Origin of the sequence: Butyrivibrio sp. AE3003 (assembly GCF_000686065.1) — a bacterium.
GTDB classification, from domain to species: domain Bacteria; phylum Bacillota; class Clostridia; order Lachnospirales; family Lachnospiraceae; genus Butyrivibrio; species Butyrivibrio hungatei_A.
On sequence record NZ_JMLX01000001.1, the window covers coordinates 377,929 to 391,861 of the forward strand.

14 protein-coding genes are annotated in these 13,933 nt (G+C 40.1%); 13 read left to right on the top strand and 1 reads right to left on the bottom strand.

Features of this window, described 5'->3' with window-relative positions; all coding sequences use genetic code 11:
* Window positions 1-10: 10 nt before the first annotated feature.
* From CD00_RS0101905 to CD00_RS16840, 9 genes are all read left to right on the top strand, one after another.
* Entirely contained in the window at window positions 11-664 is a 654-nt protein-coding gene (locus CD00_RS0101905) for a helix-hairpin-helix domain-containing protein (protein ID WP_026654358.1), read from the top strand.
* Between the two features lie 24 nt (window positions 665-688).
* Window positions 689-1,375, top strand: coding sequence for a response regulator transcription factor (locus CD00_RS0101910; protein ID WP_026654359.1), 687 nt, complete (start codon window positions 689-691; stop codon window positions 1,373-1,375).
* Between the two features lie 141 nt (window positions 1,376-1,516).
* Window positions 1,517-2,905 carry a sensor histidine kinase gene (locus CD00_RS0101915; protein WP_330365501.1) on the top strand — a complete coding sequence of 463 codons (1,389 nt, stop codon included), beginning with the start codon at window positions 1,517-1,519 and terminating at the stop codon, window positions 2,903-2,905.
* A gap of 91 nt (window positions 2,906-2,996) precedes the next feature.
* Window positions 2,997-3,974, top strand: a complete 978-nt coding sequence (locus tag CD00_RS0101920; protein WP_185750371.1) for a GerMN domain-containing protein — start codon at window positions 2,997-2,999, stop codon at window positions 3,972-3,974.
* 14 nt (window positions 3,975-3,988) lie between these two features.
* Window positions 3,989-6,265, top strand: a complete 2,277-nt coding sequence (locus CD00_RS0101925; RefSeq protein WP_081811811.1) for a DNA internalization-related competence protein ComEC/Rec2 — start codon at window positions 3,989-3,991, stop codon at window positions 6,263-6,265.
* 74 nt (window positions 6,266-6,339) lie between these two features.
* Window positions 6,340-7,365 (top strand): DNA polymerase III subunit delta, encoded by a 1,026-nt coding sequence (holA, locus tag CD00_RS0101930; RefSeq protein WP_051199201.1) that lies wholly within the window; start codon window positions 6,340-6,342, stop codon window positions 7,363-7,365.
* 121 nt (window positions 7,366-7,486) lie between these two features.
* On the top strand, window positions 7,487-8,101 hold the full coding sequence (locus CD00_RS0101935; protein WP_081811959.1) for a DUF1653 domain-containing protein: 615 nt from the start codon (window positions 7,487-7,489) through the stop codon (window positions 8,099-8,101).
* 7 nt (window positions 8,102-8,108) lie between these two features.
* Window positions 8,109-9,134, top strand: a complete 1,026-nt coding sequence (locus CD00_RS0101940) for a glycosyltransferase family 2 protein (RefSeq protein ID WP_026654366.1) — start codon at window positions 8,109-8,111, stop codon at window positions 9,132-9,134.
* A gap of 62 nt (window positions 9,135-9,196) precedes the next feature.
* Window positions 9,197-9,907: a phosphatase PAP2 family protein gene (locus CD00_RS16840; RefSeq protein WP_026666943.1), complete on the top strand. Its 711-nt coding sequence runs from the start codon at window positions 9,197-9,199 to the stop codon at window positions 9,905-9,907.
* A 37-nt stretch (window positions 9,908-9,944) separates the two neighbouring features.
* Here CD00_RS16840 and CD00_RS0101950 read toward each other — a convergent pair whose 3' ends face one another.
* On the bottom strand, window positions 9,945-10,913 hold the full coding sequence (locus CD00_RS0101950; protein WP_026654367.1) for a diacylglycerol/lipid kinase family protein: 969 nt from the start codon (window positions 10,911-10,913) through the stop codon (window positions 9,945-9,947).
* 133 nt (window positions 10,914-11,046) lie between these two features.
* Here CD00_RS0101950 and glyA point away from each other — a divergent pair, with 133 nt between their 5' ends.
* From glyA to CD00_RS0101970, 4 genes are all read left to right on the top strand, one after another.
* Complete coding sequence (gene glyA, locus CD00_RS0101955) at window positions 11,047-12,285, top strand: serine hydroxymethyltransferase (protein ID WP_026654368.1); 1,239 nt, start codon at window positions 11,047-11,049, stop codon at window positions 12,283-12,285.
* Between the two features lie 434 nt (window positions 12,286-12,719).
* Window positions 12,720-13,013: a WXG100 family type VII secretion target gene (locus tag CD00_RS0101960; RefSeq protein WP_026654369.1), complete on the top strand. Its 294-nt coding sequence runs from the start codon at window positions 12,720-12,722 to the stop codon at window positions 13,011-13,013.
* A 188-nt stretch (window positions 13,014-13,201) separates the two neighbouring features.
* Complete coding sequence (locus tag CD00_RS0101965; RefSeq protein WP_026654370.1) at window positions 13,202-13,555, top strand: hypothetical protein; 354 nt, start codon at window positions 13,202-13,204, stop codon at window positions 13,553-13,555.
* 20 nt (window positions 13,556-13,575) lie between these two features.
* Window positions 13,576-13,911, top strand: coding sequence for a TIGR04197 family type VII secretion effector (locus CD00_RS0101970; protein ID WP_026654371.1), 336 nt, complete (start codon window positions 13,576-13,578; stop codon window positions 13,909-13,911).
* The last annotated feature ends 22 nt before the right edge of the window (window positions 13,912-13,933 follow it).

Consider the following 13,933-nt stretch of genomic DNA (forward strand, 5'->3'; position numbering starts at 1 on the left):
TGGAGGATACATGCAAAAAATCTTTTTAGTGTTGTTCGGTATAGTATGCATACTGACCGGATGCACTTCGACAAAGGCTGAAACAGAGCCTGTTATGAACAAGATGATAAGTGACGAAGGGGCAGAGTCTTATTCGGATGACAGTACCGGTGAGGAAAGCATCGGAAGTTCGGAAGAAATCAGTTCCCAAGTGCTTGTCGTATATGTATGTGGTGCAGTATCCGAACCCGGAGTATATGAGCTTTCTTTTGGAAGTAGGATAAATGACGCTGTTATTGCTGCCGGAGGATTTAGTGACGAGGCTGATACTACTTATGTCAATCTTGCAGCCGAAATATCCGATGGTGCTAAATTAAGAATTCCAACTCTCGAAGAGACGGAAGAGATTAAGGGAAAGGGCAATGTCTTGTCGGAAGATTTTAATTCTTTTGACAAAACCGGACATGATGTTGATGTAAAATCGGTTAACTGTGAATTGATTAATATTAATTCAGCTACCGAAGAGGAACTTAAGACTCTCCCGGGGATAGGCGATAGCATAGCGGCGAGAATTGTTAAGTACCGTCAACAGAATGGAAAATTCAATTCCATAGAAGATATAATGGAAATATCCGGTATTAAAGACAAGCTTTTTTCCAATATAAAAGAATACATCACTGTATAACAAAATTATAGGAATGGGTGGATTATGAGTAAAAAAGTTTTGGTTGTTGATGACGAAAAGACAATTGTAAAAGGAATTAAGTTCAGCTTGGAGCAGGATGATTTCGTGGTTGACTGTGCTTACGATGGCGAAGAAGCCGTTGATATGGCTAAACACCATAAATACGACATCATTCTTCTTGATCTTATGTTACCTGTTATGTCGGGTCTTGATGCTTGTCAGCAGATCAGGGAATTTTCAAATGTTCCGATCATAATGCTTACAGCTAAGGGCGATGACATGGACAAGATTCTTGGTCTTGAAAACGGCGCGGACGATTATATCACAAAGCCATTCAATATTTTGGAAGTTAAGGCCAGGATCAAGGCAATAATCAGAAGATCAGCAAAGGCTACTCTTGATGATAAGTGCCTTCAGTTCGGCGATCTTAAGATTTATCAGGAGTACAGAAGAGTTTTTATTAACGATAAAGAAATCGATGTAACAGTTCGTGAGTATGAGCTTTTGGAATATCTTGCGGTACATGCCGGAAAGCCTTATACAAGAGACATGCTTATGGATGTTGTTTGGAATAAGGATTGGGATTTCAAGGGCGATGCAAGAACTGTAGATGTACATATCAGAAGACTTCGTGAGAAGCTTGAGGCTAATCCGAGCGAGCCACAGTACATCAGAACAAAGTGGGGAAGTGGATATTATTTCCAGGCATAATCCACAGCTAAAAATATGAAACGTTATATTGGTGTGATTTTAAGTTTTTTTAAACAAATAAAGATCAGTAACCTATTAAAAAGTCTAAGAGCACGATTTTTCATAATTGTATTTCTGACAGGATTATTTTCATGCGTTATAATGCATATTCTGATCCTTCAAAGTTATGAAGATCGTGCTGTCAATGTCAATTCAAAAGGCGTTCAGACACAGCTGAGAATTTTGGCTAATCACCTTATTACGAATGAGTACTTTACAAATACATCATCGGAAGTCGTAAATGCGGAGCTGGATATGCTGACTACCATTTACGACGGACGTGTGATGGTTATTAATAATGAGCTTAAAGTTATTAAGGACACTTACAATATCAACGAAGGTAAAACTATTATCTCCGAAGAAGTTGTAAACTGTCTTAAAAAGGGCTCAAAAGGGGCGGTTTCCAGATATAACCATGATGATGGTTTTATCGAGGTAGTTACCCCTATTATTCAGGCGCCTATTATTCAGGAAGGTGATATATCGGATAAGAATGAGCCTACGGAGGTTGTTAGAGGAGTTATCCTTACAAGTGTATCGACAGACTCCATTGAGGCGACTCTTGAGGTTCTTAGCAGAAGAGCTACAACCATTGAGGTCATCATTATTCTGGTTATATTCGTCTATGCTGCGGTTGTATCTGCAGCGTTGTTACAGCCATTTGACAGAATTACGGCTGCGATTGATGACGTTAAGGCTGGATATACCGATGAGCCTATTATCGGACCTAACTTCCTTGAAACGGAGCAGATTATCAAAGCTTTCAATGCGTTGCTTAAGCGAATGAAGGTTCTTGACGATTCGCGTCAGGAGTTTGTTTCCAACGTGTCGCATGAGCTTAAGACGCCTATCACTTCAATGAAGGTTTTGGCGGATTCTCTTTTGGCACAGGACAATGTTCCGAATGAAGTCTATAAAGATTTCATGGTGGATATTGTAAGTGAGATAGACAGAGAGGATAAGATAATCAACGATCTTCTTTCTCTTGTTAAGATGGATAAAACAGCAGCGGACCTTAATATCACAAGCGTTGATGTTGTCGAGCTTGTTGAGATAGTCTGCAAGAGATTAAGACCTATTGCTGTTAAACATAACATTGAGCTTACACTTGAGAGTAAGCGTGCAGTAACGGCAGAGATAGATGAAGTAAAAATATCGCTTGTTGTTATGAATCTTGTTGAAAATGCGATAAAATACAACAAGGATAAAGGTCAGGTTAAGGTTGAAGTTGATGCCGACCAGCAGTTCTTTGTTGTAAAGGTTATGGATACCGGTATGGGTATTCCGAAGGAATCGCTCGATCATATTTATGAGAGATTTTACCGAGTTGAGAAGTCAAGATCGAGACAGATCGGCGGTACGGGACTTGGACTTGCAATCGTACGAAATGCGATCCTTATGCATAGAGGAACTATCGATGTAGACAGTGAAGTGGATAAGGGAACAACCTTTACCGTTAAGATACCGCTTATTTACACAAATCAGAAGTAAGAGAGATATGTTATGAGAACCAGCTGCTTTATGAAAAATAGAATATTGTTTTGTGCAGCAAGCATACTTACATCCGTTTTTCTGGTTTCATGTGGCGAAAAAAAAGATCGAAGCAGACAACAAGATAAATGTTTACTACGTGAAAACGGATGAGACAAGTATTGTGCCGGTTGAGTACGAACTTAAGACAGATCCCACAAAGGATATGTACGGTGCGATAACAGAGCTTGTCCAGAAGCTTGAGGAGAGTCCGGGAAAGAGCCTGTATGAGGCTCCCATATCCGGCGATGAATCCGGAGAGAAGCCCAACGAAAAAAATGGTGATGTGGTCGGAGATGCCTGGCTTAATAGATACACTTACGTAAATAATGTTCTTAAGCTTGAGTTCGGTGCTCAGTACGACAAGCTTGGAATAACCAAAGAGGTTCTTACCAGAGCTGCGATAGTACGTACATTTACACAGCTTGAAGGTATAGATTATGTATATTTTTGTGTGGGTAAAAAAGAGGCTGTTCGTATGAATTCCGAAGGCGATGCCGATTCGGCAACAGACGATCCATATGAGCCCGCACCTTTAAAAGACCATTCGGGAAATGCTATAGGTCCTATGAAAGGTGAGGATTTTATCTACAATGTTGACAGCGAAATTAATAAAAATAAGAAAAAGGAAATCACGCTGTATTTTGCAAACAAGGCAGGAGATAAACTTAAGCGTGTATACAGATATGTTGTATATAACAGCAATATTTCCGAGGAAAAATTAAGGATTGAACAGCTTATAAACGGTCCTAACACAAATGATGCCTTTCCTACGATCAATAAGGATACCAAGATCAACAGTGTTAATATCAAGGACAAGGTTTGCTTTATTGATTTTGATTCATCCTTCCTTACTCAGTCCAATAATGTCACGGTGCAGGTTGCGCTTTATTCTATAGTAAATACTGCAACTGAGCTTCCGGATGTAGACAGAGTGGTTATTTCGGTTGACGGAGATTCTTCGTTTACCTTTATGGATTATAATATTTCCGGTGCATACGAAAAGAATACCGATATTATTTCAAAATAAGGAGTTTTATATAAGTGAAAAGACCGTTGTGTCCGGTTGCACTGGTCATTACGGCGATTGTCTTTATTTATCTTAGAATTTCTTTTACGAATTATTTATATGAATTACCTGATCGTCAAGATGGGGAAACGGGCTTGGTTACCGGCGTTGTGGCAAGGAAAGAAGCCCGTCCCGATCAGTCAGGTGAAAGTCTTTATGTTATTTATGTGGTTCCACAGAATATCTCAATCGGAAAAATGAAATATGTAATGTGCAGTTTAAAAGAGGGAGATGTTTATGTCCCTTCTGTCGGCGAGCACGTTAAGATACGAGGGAAATTTACGTCGTTTAAGAAAGTAAGAAATCCCGGAGGATTTGACAGTCGCTTGTACTATGCGACCTTGAAGATTGCTTTTAAATTATATAATGCTGAAATTACGGAGACGGACGGAAGAGAGGATGTTCTTCGGGAGAGACTTTATGATCTTAAGATGCTTTTGGAAAAGAATCTTGACCGGAATCCTGTGCTCAGTGATGACGATTCGGCCGTGTTAAAGGCTATGATCCTGGGCGATAAGGCCTTTATGGATGATGATATAAAGGATATGTATAAAAACAGTGGGATAATGCATATTCTTGCCGTTAGCGGACTTCATATATCCATAATCGGAATGGGACTTTATAAAGCGCTTCGAAAGTGCAAGATTAAGCCGGTATTTTATACGGTGATTCCGATAGCTGTAATGTATCTGTATGGGGAGATGTGCGGTGTCGGATCGTCTTCTTTCAGGGCGATATGTATGTTTACAATAAGGCTGCTGGCTCCGTTCCTTGGGAGAACATATGATATTTTATCTGGACTTGCTATAGCCGAGATTCTGCTGGTTCTTGATTGTCCGCTCTATTTATATAACAGCGGATTTTTATTTTCTTTTTGTGCTGTCATAGGCGTTACGGTCGTAAGACCGGCGCTTGAAAAGCTTTTTGAGAAAAGAGAGAGCGGAAAGCTTAAGTTTTCAGGCGATGATGATAATGTCTTTTACAAAATGAATCAGGCAATCTGTTCAGGGCTTATTCTTGGTTTTTCTATCATGATTTCCACTTTACCGATATATATGTCGTATTATTTCACATATCCACTGTTTTCTTTAATATCAAATATGATAATAATCCCGCTTGTAAGTGTGCTGATGGTCATGGGGATTTTCTGCCTTTTTACAGCAGGTGTTCCGGGAACGGTTCCTGGAATCATTGCGCACTTGATACTTCTTTTTTACAAAGGCGTATGCGGAGTTCAGATTAATTTTCCGGGGAATACTCTATACATAGGTCATGCGGGCGAAATTAAAATCGCATGTTATTGTATGATTGTAGGACTGGCGCTCTTTTTCCAAAAAGGCAGAATTAGAAACATTCATATATCATCGAATATGGAAAAAAACATAAGGCGGGCTTTGATAGCAATAGCTGTCGCTGTTTTGATATACAGCCCCAAACCTGAGCTGATGATATCTACACTTTATGTCGGGCAGGGCGACGGGATTGTGATAGAAGACGGAAGTGAGCGCATACTTATAGACGGCGGAAGTACTTCGGAAAAGGAAGTCGGAAGGTACTCGATAATCCCTTATCTTAAATACAGAGCGATAGGAAGTCTTGACGCGGCGATTGTTACGCATGAAGATAACGACCATATTTCGGGCCTTTTTGAAATAATGGATGATATGGAAAAAGGCGGGATAAGGATAAAGAGACTGATTCTTCCCGATGTTTCGGAAAAATCGAGAGGTGATAATTACAGAGAACTTGAGAAGAGAGCAGTGGGGCTTGGCATTCCTGTTTCTTATATTTCGACAGGAGAGGAGATTACCGTGGGAAAATCAAAGTTTTTGTGCATAAATCCCGATAAAGGAATGACTACGGATGGCGCGAATGCGTATTCTACAGTTCTTTTGATGAGCAGAGGGGAGTTTAAAGCTCTTTTTACCGGAGATGTGGAGGAGGAAGGGCAGGAGAATATCAAGGAGACCATAAGAAACAATCCACAGATTTTTAAGAATGTAACTTTACTGAAAGTTGCTCATCACGGGTCTAAATATACGACTGATGCGGAATTTCTTGAGCTTATAAATCCGAAGATAGCCGTCATAAGCTGCGGGGAAAACAATACCTACGGTCATCCGCATAAGGAGACGCTTGAGAGGCTTGAGAATATCGGTGCGGAAGTATACCGGACTGACGAATCGGGGGCTGTCATTATAAACGTAAGAGACGGTGTGTTGGAAACAAAGAAATTTCTGAATGAAAAATAGAGCATCTGAAATGATATATTCGGGTGAGTTTTTGGCGCATTTGTGGTAACATATTGAATGGAGTGTGATTATTTATGGCAGTTAAGACATCAGATTTTCCGGTGAAGCAGAGACAGATAAATGAAGATATAGCAAGCGGGAATTTTAAGCCTTGCTATCTTTTGTACGGCGATGAGGCTTATCTGAGGCTCCAGAACAAGGATAAACTTGTTAAGGCCATGGGGGTAGACGCTTCTTCAATGAATTTCACCAGATACGAGGGTGATGGCTGCAATCCGGCTGAGATAATCGATATGGCTGAGACAATGCCCTTTTTATCCGATAAGAGAGTGATACTTATCGAGAACAGCGGATTTTTCAAGAACGGTTGTCCTGAACTTGCGGATTATCTTAAGAAACCGTCGGAGACAACCTACTTTATTTTTGTTGAGAAGGAAGTAGACAAGAGAAAAGACATTTATAAAGCTGCATCTAAGCTTGGACTTGATATCAGCTGCGATGAGCAGAGCGAAGATACCTTGAGAAGGTGGATCGCAGGTAAACTCAAAGCTGAGGGAAAAACAATCTCTCCACGTGCCCTTGCACTGTTTTTGGGACGCGTCGGAACAGATATGTCAAATATAAGTACCGAGATAGAAAAGCTTGTCTGCTACTGCATAGACAGAAATGAGATCACGGATGAAGATGTGGAGACTGTATGTGCGAACTGGCTTACAGGCCGTATCTTTGCAATGACGGATGCAATCGTAGAGAGAAAGAGGACTGTGGCGATAAATCTTTACTACGATCTTCTTGCGCTTAAGGAACCACCCGCAAAGATACTTGCTCTAATAACAAGGCAGTTTAATTTAATGCTCCAGATAAAAGAGATGACCCAAAATCACAAGGACAAAGCGCAGATTGCAAGTGCCGTGGGGTTGGCACCGTTCCTTGTCGGTAAATACGTGGGATGGGCAGGCAATTACACAATTGAAGAGCTGAGAGATGCGCTTGAACTGTGTGCTTCAAATGATGAAGCTGTTAAGACCGGAAAGCTTGATTATATTATCAGTGTTGAGATGGTCATAATAGGTTGCACCCGCGATCAAAAAGTTAAATGATATTTGAAAAAGAACGATTTTGGGCTTATACTAAACATTGTTTACGCTTATAGGGAGGTAGATTTTTTTGGAAAGACCGGTACCAAAACCACAGGAGTTATACAGACATTTTAAGGGGAAAATGTATCAGATAGTCACTATTGCAATTCATTCCGAGACAAGGGAAGAAATGGTGGTCTATCAGGCATTATATGGGGACTATTCGGTTTATTGCAGACCTCTTTCAATGTTCATGTCGGAAGTCGACAGGGAGAAATATCCGGATGTTGAACAGAGATTTCGCTTTGAAAAGGTTGATAGAGCTGAAAAAGCTGAAAAAGCTGATACGGACGATTTTGTAGAAGTCACAAAAACCACAAAAACCGAAAATGAAGTAGATAACGAGATTAGTGAGGCAGGAAAGATGAGTGATGAGAAAAAAGTAACTTCAGCACCGAAGTTTAAAGTAGATACTTCTTACGAACGCTCTGAAGTTATGGAGAAGAGCATTGATGATGAGGCGCGCGATCTTAACCTTGATCCGCTTGTGATAAAATTTTTGGACGCAGACCTTGCTTCCGAAAAGAATGATATTTTGTGTAAGCTTCATCCGATAATTACTAACGATATGATTGATATAATGGCGATGTCGGTTGGCGTTGTCATTAACGAGGGGGATGTAGACGGCAGATACAACGATCTTAGAAACTGCCTGACAACGATGGAAAAATATGAAAGTACCAGATTAAGGAGTTAAATATAGTATGAAATTACTTTCAGTTGCGATTCCCTGCTACAATTCAGAAGGGTACATGGCTAAATGCATAGAGTCGCTGCTTGTTGGCGGTGAGGATGTAGAAATTTTAGTCGTTGATGACGGATCAAAGGATAGAACAGCGGAGATAGCCGATGAATATGCGGCAAAATATCCCACGATCGTAAAAGCAATCCATAAGCCCAACGGCGGACACGGCAGTGCCGTAAATGCCGGACTTGAGAATGCTACAGGTCTTTTCTTCAAGGTAGTTGATTCGGATGACTGGGTAAAAGAGATTGCCTACAGAAAAATATTGTCGACACTTGCAGATCTTGCGGGCGGAGATACTCAGCTTGATCTTTTGATCAGCAATTTTGTATATAACAAAGTGGGCGAGAAGAGACATAAGGTTATGCGCTACAACACGATGTTTCCTGTTGAAGAGCTCTTTTCATGGAAAGACATAAAGAGAACTCCCAAGGGACATTATCTTCTCATGCATTCTGTAATATTCAGGACGAAGCTTTTAAAGCAGTGCGGATTAAAGCTCCCTGAGCACACATTCTATGTAGATAATATTTATGTGTTCAATCCGCTTCCTTTTGTAAAGACGATGTACTACCTCGATGTTAATTTCTATTATTATTACATCGGGCGTGAGGACCAGTCGGTTAACCAGAAGATCATGCTTTCACGTATCGATCAGCAGATCAGGGTAAATAAGCTCATGATTGATTATTACGTTGAGAATATCGGAATGATCAAGTCGCAGCCTGAGAGATACAGATATATGTTTAATTATCTGGAGATTATTACAGCTATTTCTTCGGTGCTTCTTATTACGGAAGATACAACGGAAAATCTTGCCAAGAGAAAAGATCTTTTAAACTACATCAAGGACAAGAATTACTGGTTATATGTAAGAATCAGATACAGTATTGAAGGCACATATATTTATTTGCCCGGAAAAGGCGGCAGAAAGATAACTTTGGCCGGATATAAATTATTACAGAAAATTTTTCACTTTAATTAATAACGATAAAGTGATAAAGTAGTTTGAGATACAGAAGTAGCAAATACACCTATGAGGAAATTATGAAAGATATATTCGAAAGACTTGTTGGAAAAAAGCCTGACAAGGGCTATTTAAAGAATGTATTCGGAATGGCAATGCCGCTTCTTATGTATGGTGCTTTGTATATTACCTGGTTCTCAATAATAGAGAAACACAGATTTTCACACTATGCCGTTATACATACGGCGCTTGATGACAGGATTCCATTTATAGAAGCGTTTATTGTTCCGTATTATTTATGGTTCTTTTACGTATCACTTACGCTGGTTTTCTTTATACTGACGTTGGAAGTGGAGGATTATTACAAGAACTTCTTTTTCCTGACTACGGGAATGACATTGTTCCTTGTAATATCGACTCTTTTTCCGAATGTACAGCACTTAAGGCCGGCTGTTATGCCAAGGGATAATATTTTTACCGCGCTTGTGCAGATCATATACAGCAAAGATACGTCGGCAAACCTTTGGCCGAGTATTCATGTATATAACTCAATCGGAACCATGATTGCTGTCCGAAAAAGTAAGAAATTTAATAAGAGATTAAAGATTTCAAGTGACATTTTAGGAACACTTATTATTCTTTCAACCATGTTCGTGAAGCAGCATTCGGTTTATGATGTTGCGACCGCGATCTTGATGGCTGTTATCTTCTATATTTTCTATTACCGTACATCGGCAATGGAGAATTTCTGCAGAAGAAAAGAAGAGAAGCTTGCTTTCAGATACAATTGAATAAGATAGCACAATTATAATGATAAAAAGCTCTGTCTCAGGTCATGAGACGGAGCTTTTGTTTTAAACATTCCAATGTGATGTCATCTGATTTCACCGAAACTTCGCCGTCGGTATGTACCCACATGGGAAGCATGGTCTTGATTCTTATTCTGGATGTTCTGTATTTGTAAACGCCTTTAAAGTAGTAGTGAAGACCAAAGAATGAGAACGGAAGAGCAAGCATCATTTTTGCCCTCTTCATATCGCCCACAATGCATAGGTCAAATTTGCCGTCGGTCAGACTTGCCTTCGGGGCAAAATTAAATCCGCCGCCTTCGTAGCGGTGTATCATTGATGCGATAAATAAGAAGTGTGACAAATGTATCTGTTTGCCGTTTTCAAATTCAATATCGCACGGTATCTTATCTGCTTTTATCAGCTGTTTTATTGCGATTATTCCGTAGGTCAGCTTTCCGAGTCCCATTTTATTAAGGAAATTCTTTGTTCCCGATGAGAGGGCTTCTTCGCATACCGCTGCGTCAAATCCTATTCCCGAGCTTACGCCGAAATATCTGACCTTGTCAGGTGTTGTCTTACATAATCTGGATATCGGTTTTGTCATTGAACCGTAGGTGAGTTTTCCTATATCGAGGGTTCTTATGACTTTGCCGTCTATTATGCGCTCAAGAAGATCGTCGTATTCTTTCGGATAGCTAAGATCCCTTGAGAAATCATTACTTGAACCGAGAGGCACGTAGCCGACAATTACTTTTTCAAAATCGGTTATTCCGTTTATTGCTTCGTTGAGCGTTCCGTCGCCTCCAAGGACGATAACTTTTATTGGATAGTCTTCTTCGCTTGCAGATGTGATGAACTGTGACATCAGTTTCGATGCGTGTCCGGGACCTTCCGTGAAGACAGGAGTGTATTCGATTCCCGCAGAAATAAATTTATATTCAAGGCCGGTCCAAATGTCTTTTCCCTTTCCGGATCTTGCTGATGGGTTGATTATACAGTAATACATATGCGTCCTCTGTTAAAAAAATAATTAATCCCCAACATTATAGCATTTTTTTCATATATATGGTACGATATGCAAGATGTTGCTTTAACACATTAAATTGTCGAATTTAACCAATTATTTCGGAGGAGTTGAAATGTATTCATTGGATGAAGTCAGAAAGATTGACCCTGAGATCGCTTCATTGATTGAGGCGGAAGTCGAGCGCCAGAATAATCATATCGAGCTTATCGCATCGGAGAACTGGACCAGCAAGGCTGTTATGTCTGCAATGGGAAGCCCGCTTACAAATAAATATGCTGAAGGATTGCCGGGAAAAAGATATTACGGCGGATGTCACGTAGTTGATGAAGTTGAGAAGATCGCCATCGAGAGAGCAAAAGAGCTCTTCCATTGCGATTATGCAAATGTTCAGCCTCATTCAGGTGCACAGGCTAATCTGGCTGTTCAGTTTGCACTTTTGCAGCCCGGTGATACCATCATGGGTATGAATCTCAGCCAGGGCGGACATCTTACTCACGGAAGCCCGGCTAACATTTCAGGAACATATTTCAAGGTAGTTCCTTACGGAGTTGATGATAACGGAGTGCTTGACTACGAAGAGATGTACAAACTCGCCGTAGAGCACAAGCCCAAGCTTATTATTGCAGGTGCATCTGCATACTGCAGAACAATAGATTTCAAGAAGTTCAGAGAAGCTGCTGACGCATGCGGAGCAATCCTCATGGTTGATATGGCACACATTGCAGGTCTTGTTGCTGCAGGTGTTCATCCCAGTCCTTTCCCTTATGCGGATGTTGTTACAACAACAACGCATAAGACACTCAGAGGACCCAGAGGAGGACTTATCCTTTGGAATCAGTCCGCTCAGGACAAGTTCAAGATTAACAAGGCTGTATTCCCCGGAATCCAAGGTGGCCCTCTTGAGCATGTTATCGCTGCCAAGGCTGTTTGCTTTAAGGAAGCTCTTTCTCCTGAATTTACAGAGTATGCAAAGAACGTTGTTGAGAACGCAAAGGCTCTCTGCGATGGTCTCATGAAGAGAGGCGTTAAGATCGTATCAGGCGGTACAGACAACCACCTTATGCTTGTTGACCTTACAAACTTCGGCCTTACAGGTAAGGAAGTTGAGGCATGGCTTGACGATGCTCATATCACAGCCAACAAGAACACTATCCCTAACGAGCAGCAGTCTCCTTTTGTTACAAGCGGAATCCGTCTCGGAACTCCTGCCGTAACAACAAGAGGAATGAACACAGAAGATATGGATCAGATCGCTGAAGCCATCGCCGTTGTTATCAAGAACAAGGGTGAGAAGAATGATGAAGCACGCGCTATCATCAAGAAGCTCACAGATAAGTATCCGCTTGACTAATACTTTGAAATAATATTTGAAACCCATGCAGTCTTTTGGGGGCAGCATGGGTTTGTTTTTTCGATTTTCTTTTATGATATTAAGGCTGACTCAAAAATGTAAACTTAATTTATAGCTTAACAAAAAATGTAGTCAGATTAAGTTAATGCGTCTTGAAAAATATATTAAGTTAACACATTGTTTAACAAATATTTGTAAAATTTCGTAAAAAAAAACCCCTTTACAACGGCAAAAACTCATGTAATAATAAAGCCTGGATATTTTAAATGTGAATAAAAAGCAAACGCGTAAACAACATATTCACAACATATAAAACATAGGATTTGAATGCAGATTATTTGTACTCGAAAAGGAAAGAGTCCTATAAATTCAGTTAGCTACTTGGAAACGAGTTAGCATATTTATTCTATTTATGCCACAAGGAGGATAAAATTATGGCAAACCAGATTAGAATTACACCTGCCCAGATGAGAGAGAGAGCAGGCCAGTACCGCACAGAGGCTGATACAGTAAACGGAGTCATCTCAAAGATGGACAGCTTACTTGGACAGCTTCAGTCTGAGTGGGAAGGTGCTGCAAGCGAGTCATACGCAGCACGTTATGAGGAGCTTAAGCCCGGATTTATTAAGGCTGAAGAGCTTATCAGAGAGATCGCATCTGCACTTGATTCTACAGCTACAATCGTAGAAGAGACAGATAACGATATTGCTTCTCAGTTCCGTGGATAACATGGGGATCTCAATTCGGGTTACAACGGATTTTTTCTGTTGTAACCTGATTTTGTTATATCATAGGAAATTGCTCTCCTATGATATAACAAAAATTATAGTGAGTTGATTTATGTGATTTTTTTCAAAGATTATATAAATGAGCTGATTAATACAATGGCTAAATATAGAAGATGAGAGGGACGGGCATGGAAAAAGAAAAGCGTGATTATCAGAAGGAGCTTAAAGCAATTCAGATTGAGAAAGAAGAAGTGCAAAGCAGATATGCCGGGATAAGAAGGGAACTTGAAGATAGAAACGAGGAACTGGTTTACAGGTTAGAGAAAGAATCCAGAGAATTGGATGACCCTAATATAAATCGAGAGAAAGAACTTGTAAGAATTTACGAAGAACGTCTTTCTGTGTTTAGAAAACATAAATATGAGCAGGAAGAGTATTATGATGTTCTGGAGCAGCAAGAAAGAGGAACATTACAGAAGCTGAGTGACAAAGAACGGGATATCAAAGTTGAGATGAACAAGGATAATGAAAATAAAAATTAAAATGTAAGGAGAATGAGAAAATGGCAGGTAATTCAACGGAAATAAAACTTGATTATGATAATATCGAGGAATTTAGAAAAGCAGTTGTTGCTAATGGAAGTATTTTGGGCAGAGATTTTAACGAAGGAAAGAAAGACGTTAAAAGTACGATAGCTGCTAATGGAAAAGCTCATGAAGCGATTGATAGAGAAAAGGATATTCGAATTGCAAAACAGCGTATGACAAGCTCAGAAAGTACAAACATTGCAATTGTTGTGAGGAGCTTTAAAGATACTGAAGGCGTGGCTATACAGCAGTATCAAAATACTTTTAGTTATAATGTATCGTCGAGCTCTGCGAATGGAACTACGCCATAAACAGGTTATGGTCTAACGTGCG

What these genes read in the sequence shown, in the direction of transcription:
- CD00_RS16840 (WP_026666943.1), top strand. Translation starts at nt 9,197, where the DNA reads ATGAAAGATATATTCGAAAGACTTGTTGGAAAAAAGCCTGACAAGGGC.
- CD00_RS0101935 (WP_081811959.1), top strand. Translation starts at nt 7,487, where the DNA reads ATGTATCAGATAGTCACTATTGCAATTCATTCCGAGACAAGGGAAGAA.
- CD00_RS0101940 (WP_026654366.1), top strand. Translation starts at nt 8,109, where the DNA reads ATGAAATTACTTTCAGTTGCGATTCCCTGCTACAATTCAGAAGGGTAC.
- CD00_RS0101960 (WP_026654369.1), top strand. Translation starts at nt 12,720, where the DNA reads ATGGCAAACCAGATTAGAATTACACCTGCCCAGATGAGAGAGAGAGCA.
- glyA (WP_026654368.1), top strand. Translation starts at nt 11,047, where the DNA reads ATGTATTCATTGGATGAAGTCAGAAAGATTGACCCTGAGATCGCTTCA.
- holA (WP_051199201.1), top strand. Translation starts at nt 6,340, where the DNA reads ATGGCAGTTAAGACATCAGATTTTCCGGTGAAGCAGAGACAGATAAAT.
- CD00_RS0101905 (WP_026654358.1), top strand. Translation starts at nt 11, where the DNA reads ATGCAAAAAATCTTTTTAGTGTTGTTCGGTATAGTATGCATACTGACC.
- CD00_RS0101910 (WP_026654359.1), top strand. Translation starts at nt 689, where the DNA reads ATGAGTAAAAAAGTTTTGGTTGTTGATGACGAAAAGACAATTGTAAAA.
- CD00_RS0101950 (WP_026654367.1), bottom strand. Translation starts at nt 10,913, where the DNA reads ATGTATTACTGTATAATCAACCCATCAGCAAGATCCGGAAAGGGAAAA.
- CD00_RS0101970 (WP_026654371.1), top strand. Translation starts at nt 13,576, where the DNA reads ATGGCAGGTAATTCAACGGAAATAAAACTTGATTATGATAATATCGAG.
- CD00_RS0101915 (WP_330365501.1), top strand. Translation starts at nt 1,517, where the DNA reads ATGCATATTCTGATCCTTCAAAGTTATGAAGATCGTGCTGTCAATGTC.
- CD00_RS0101965 (WP_026654370.1), top strand. Translation starts at nt 13,202, where the DNA reads ATGGAAAAAGAAAAGCGTGATTATCAGAAGGAGCTTAAAGCAATTCAG.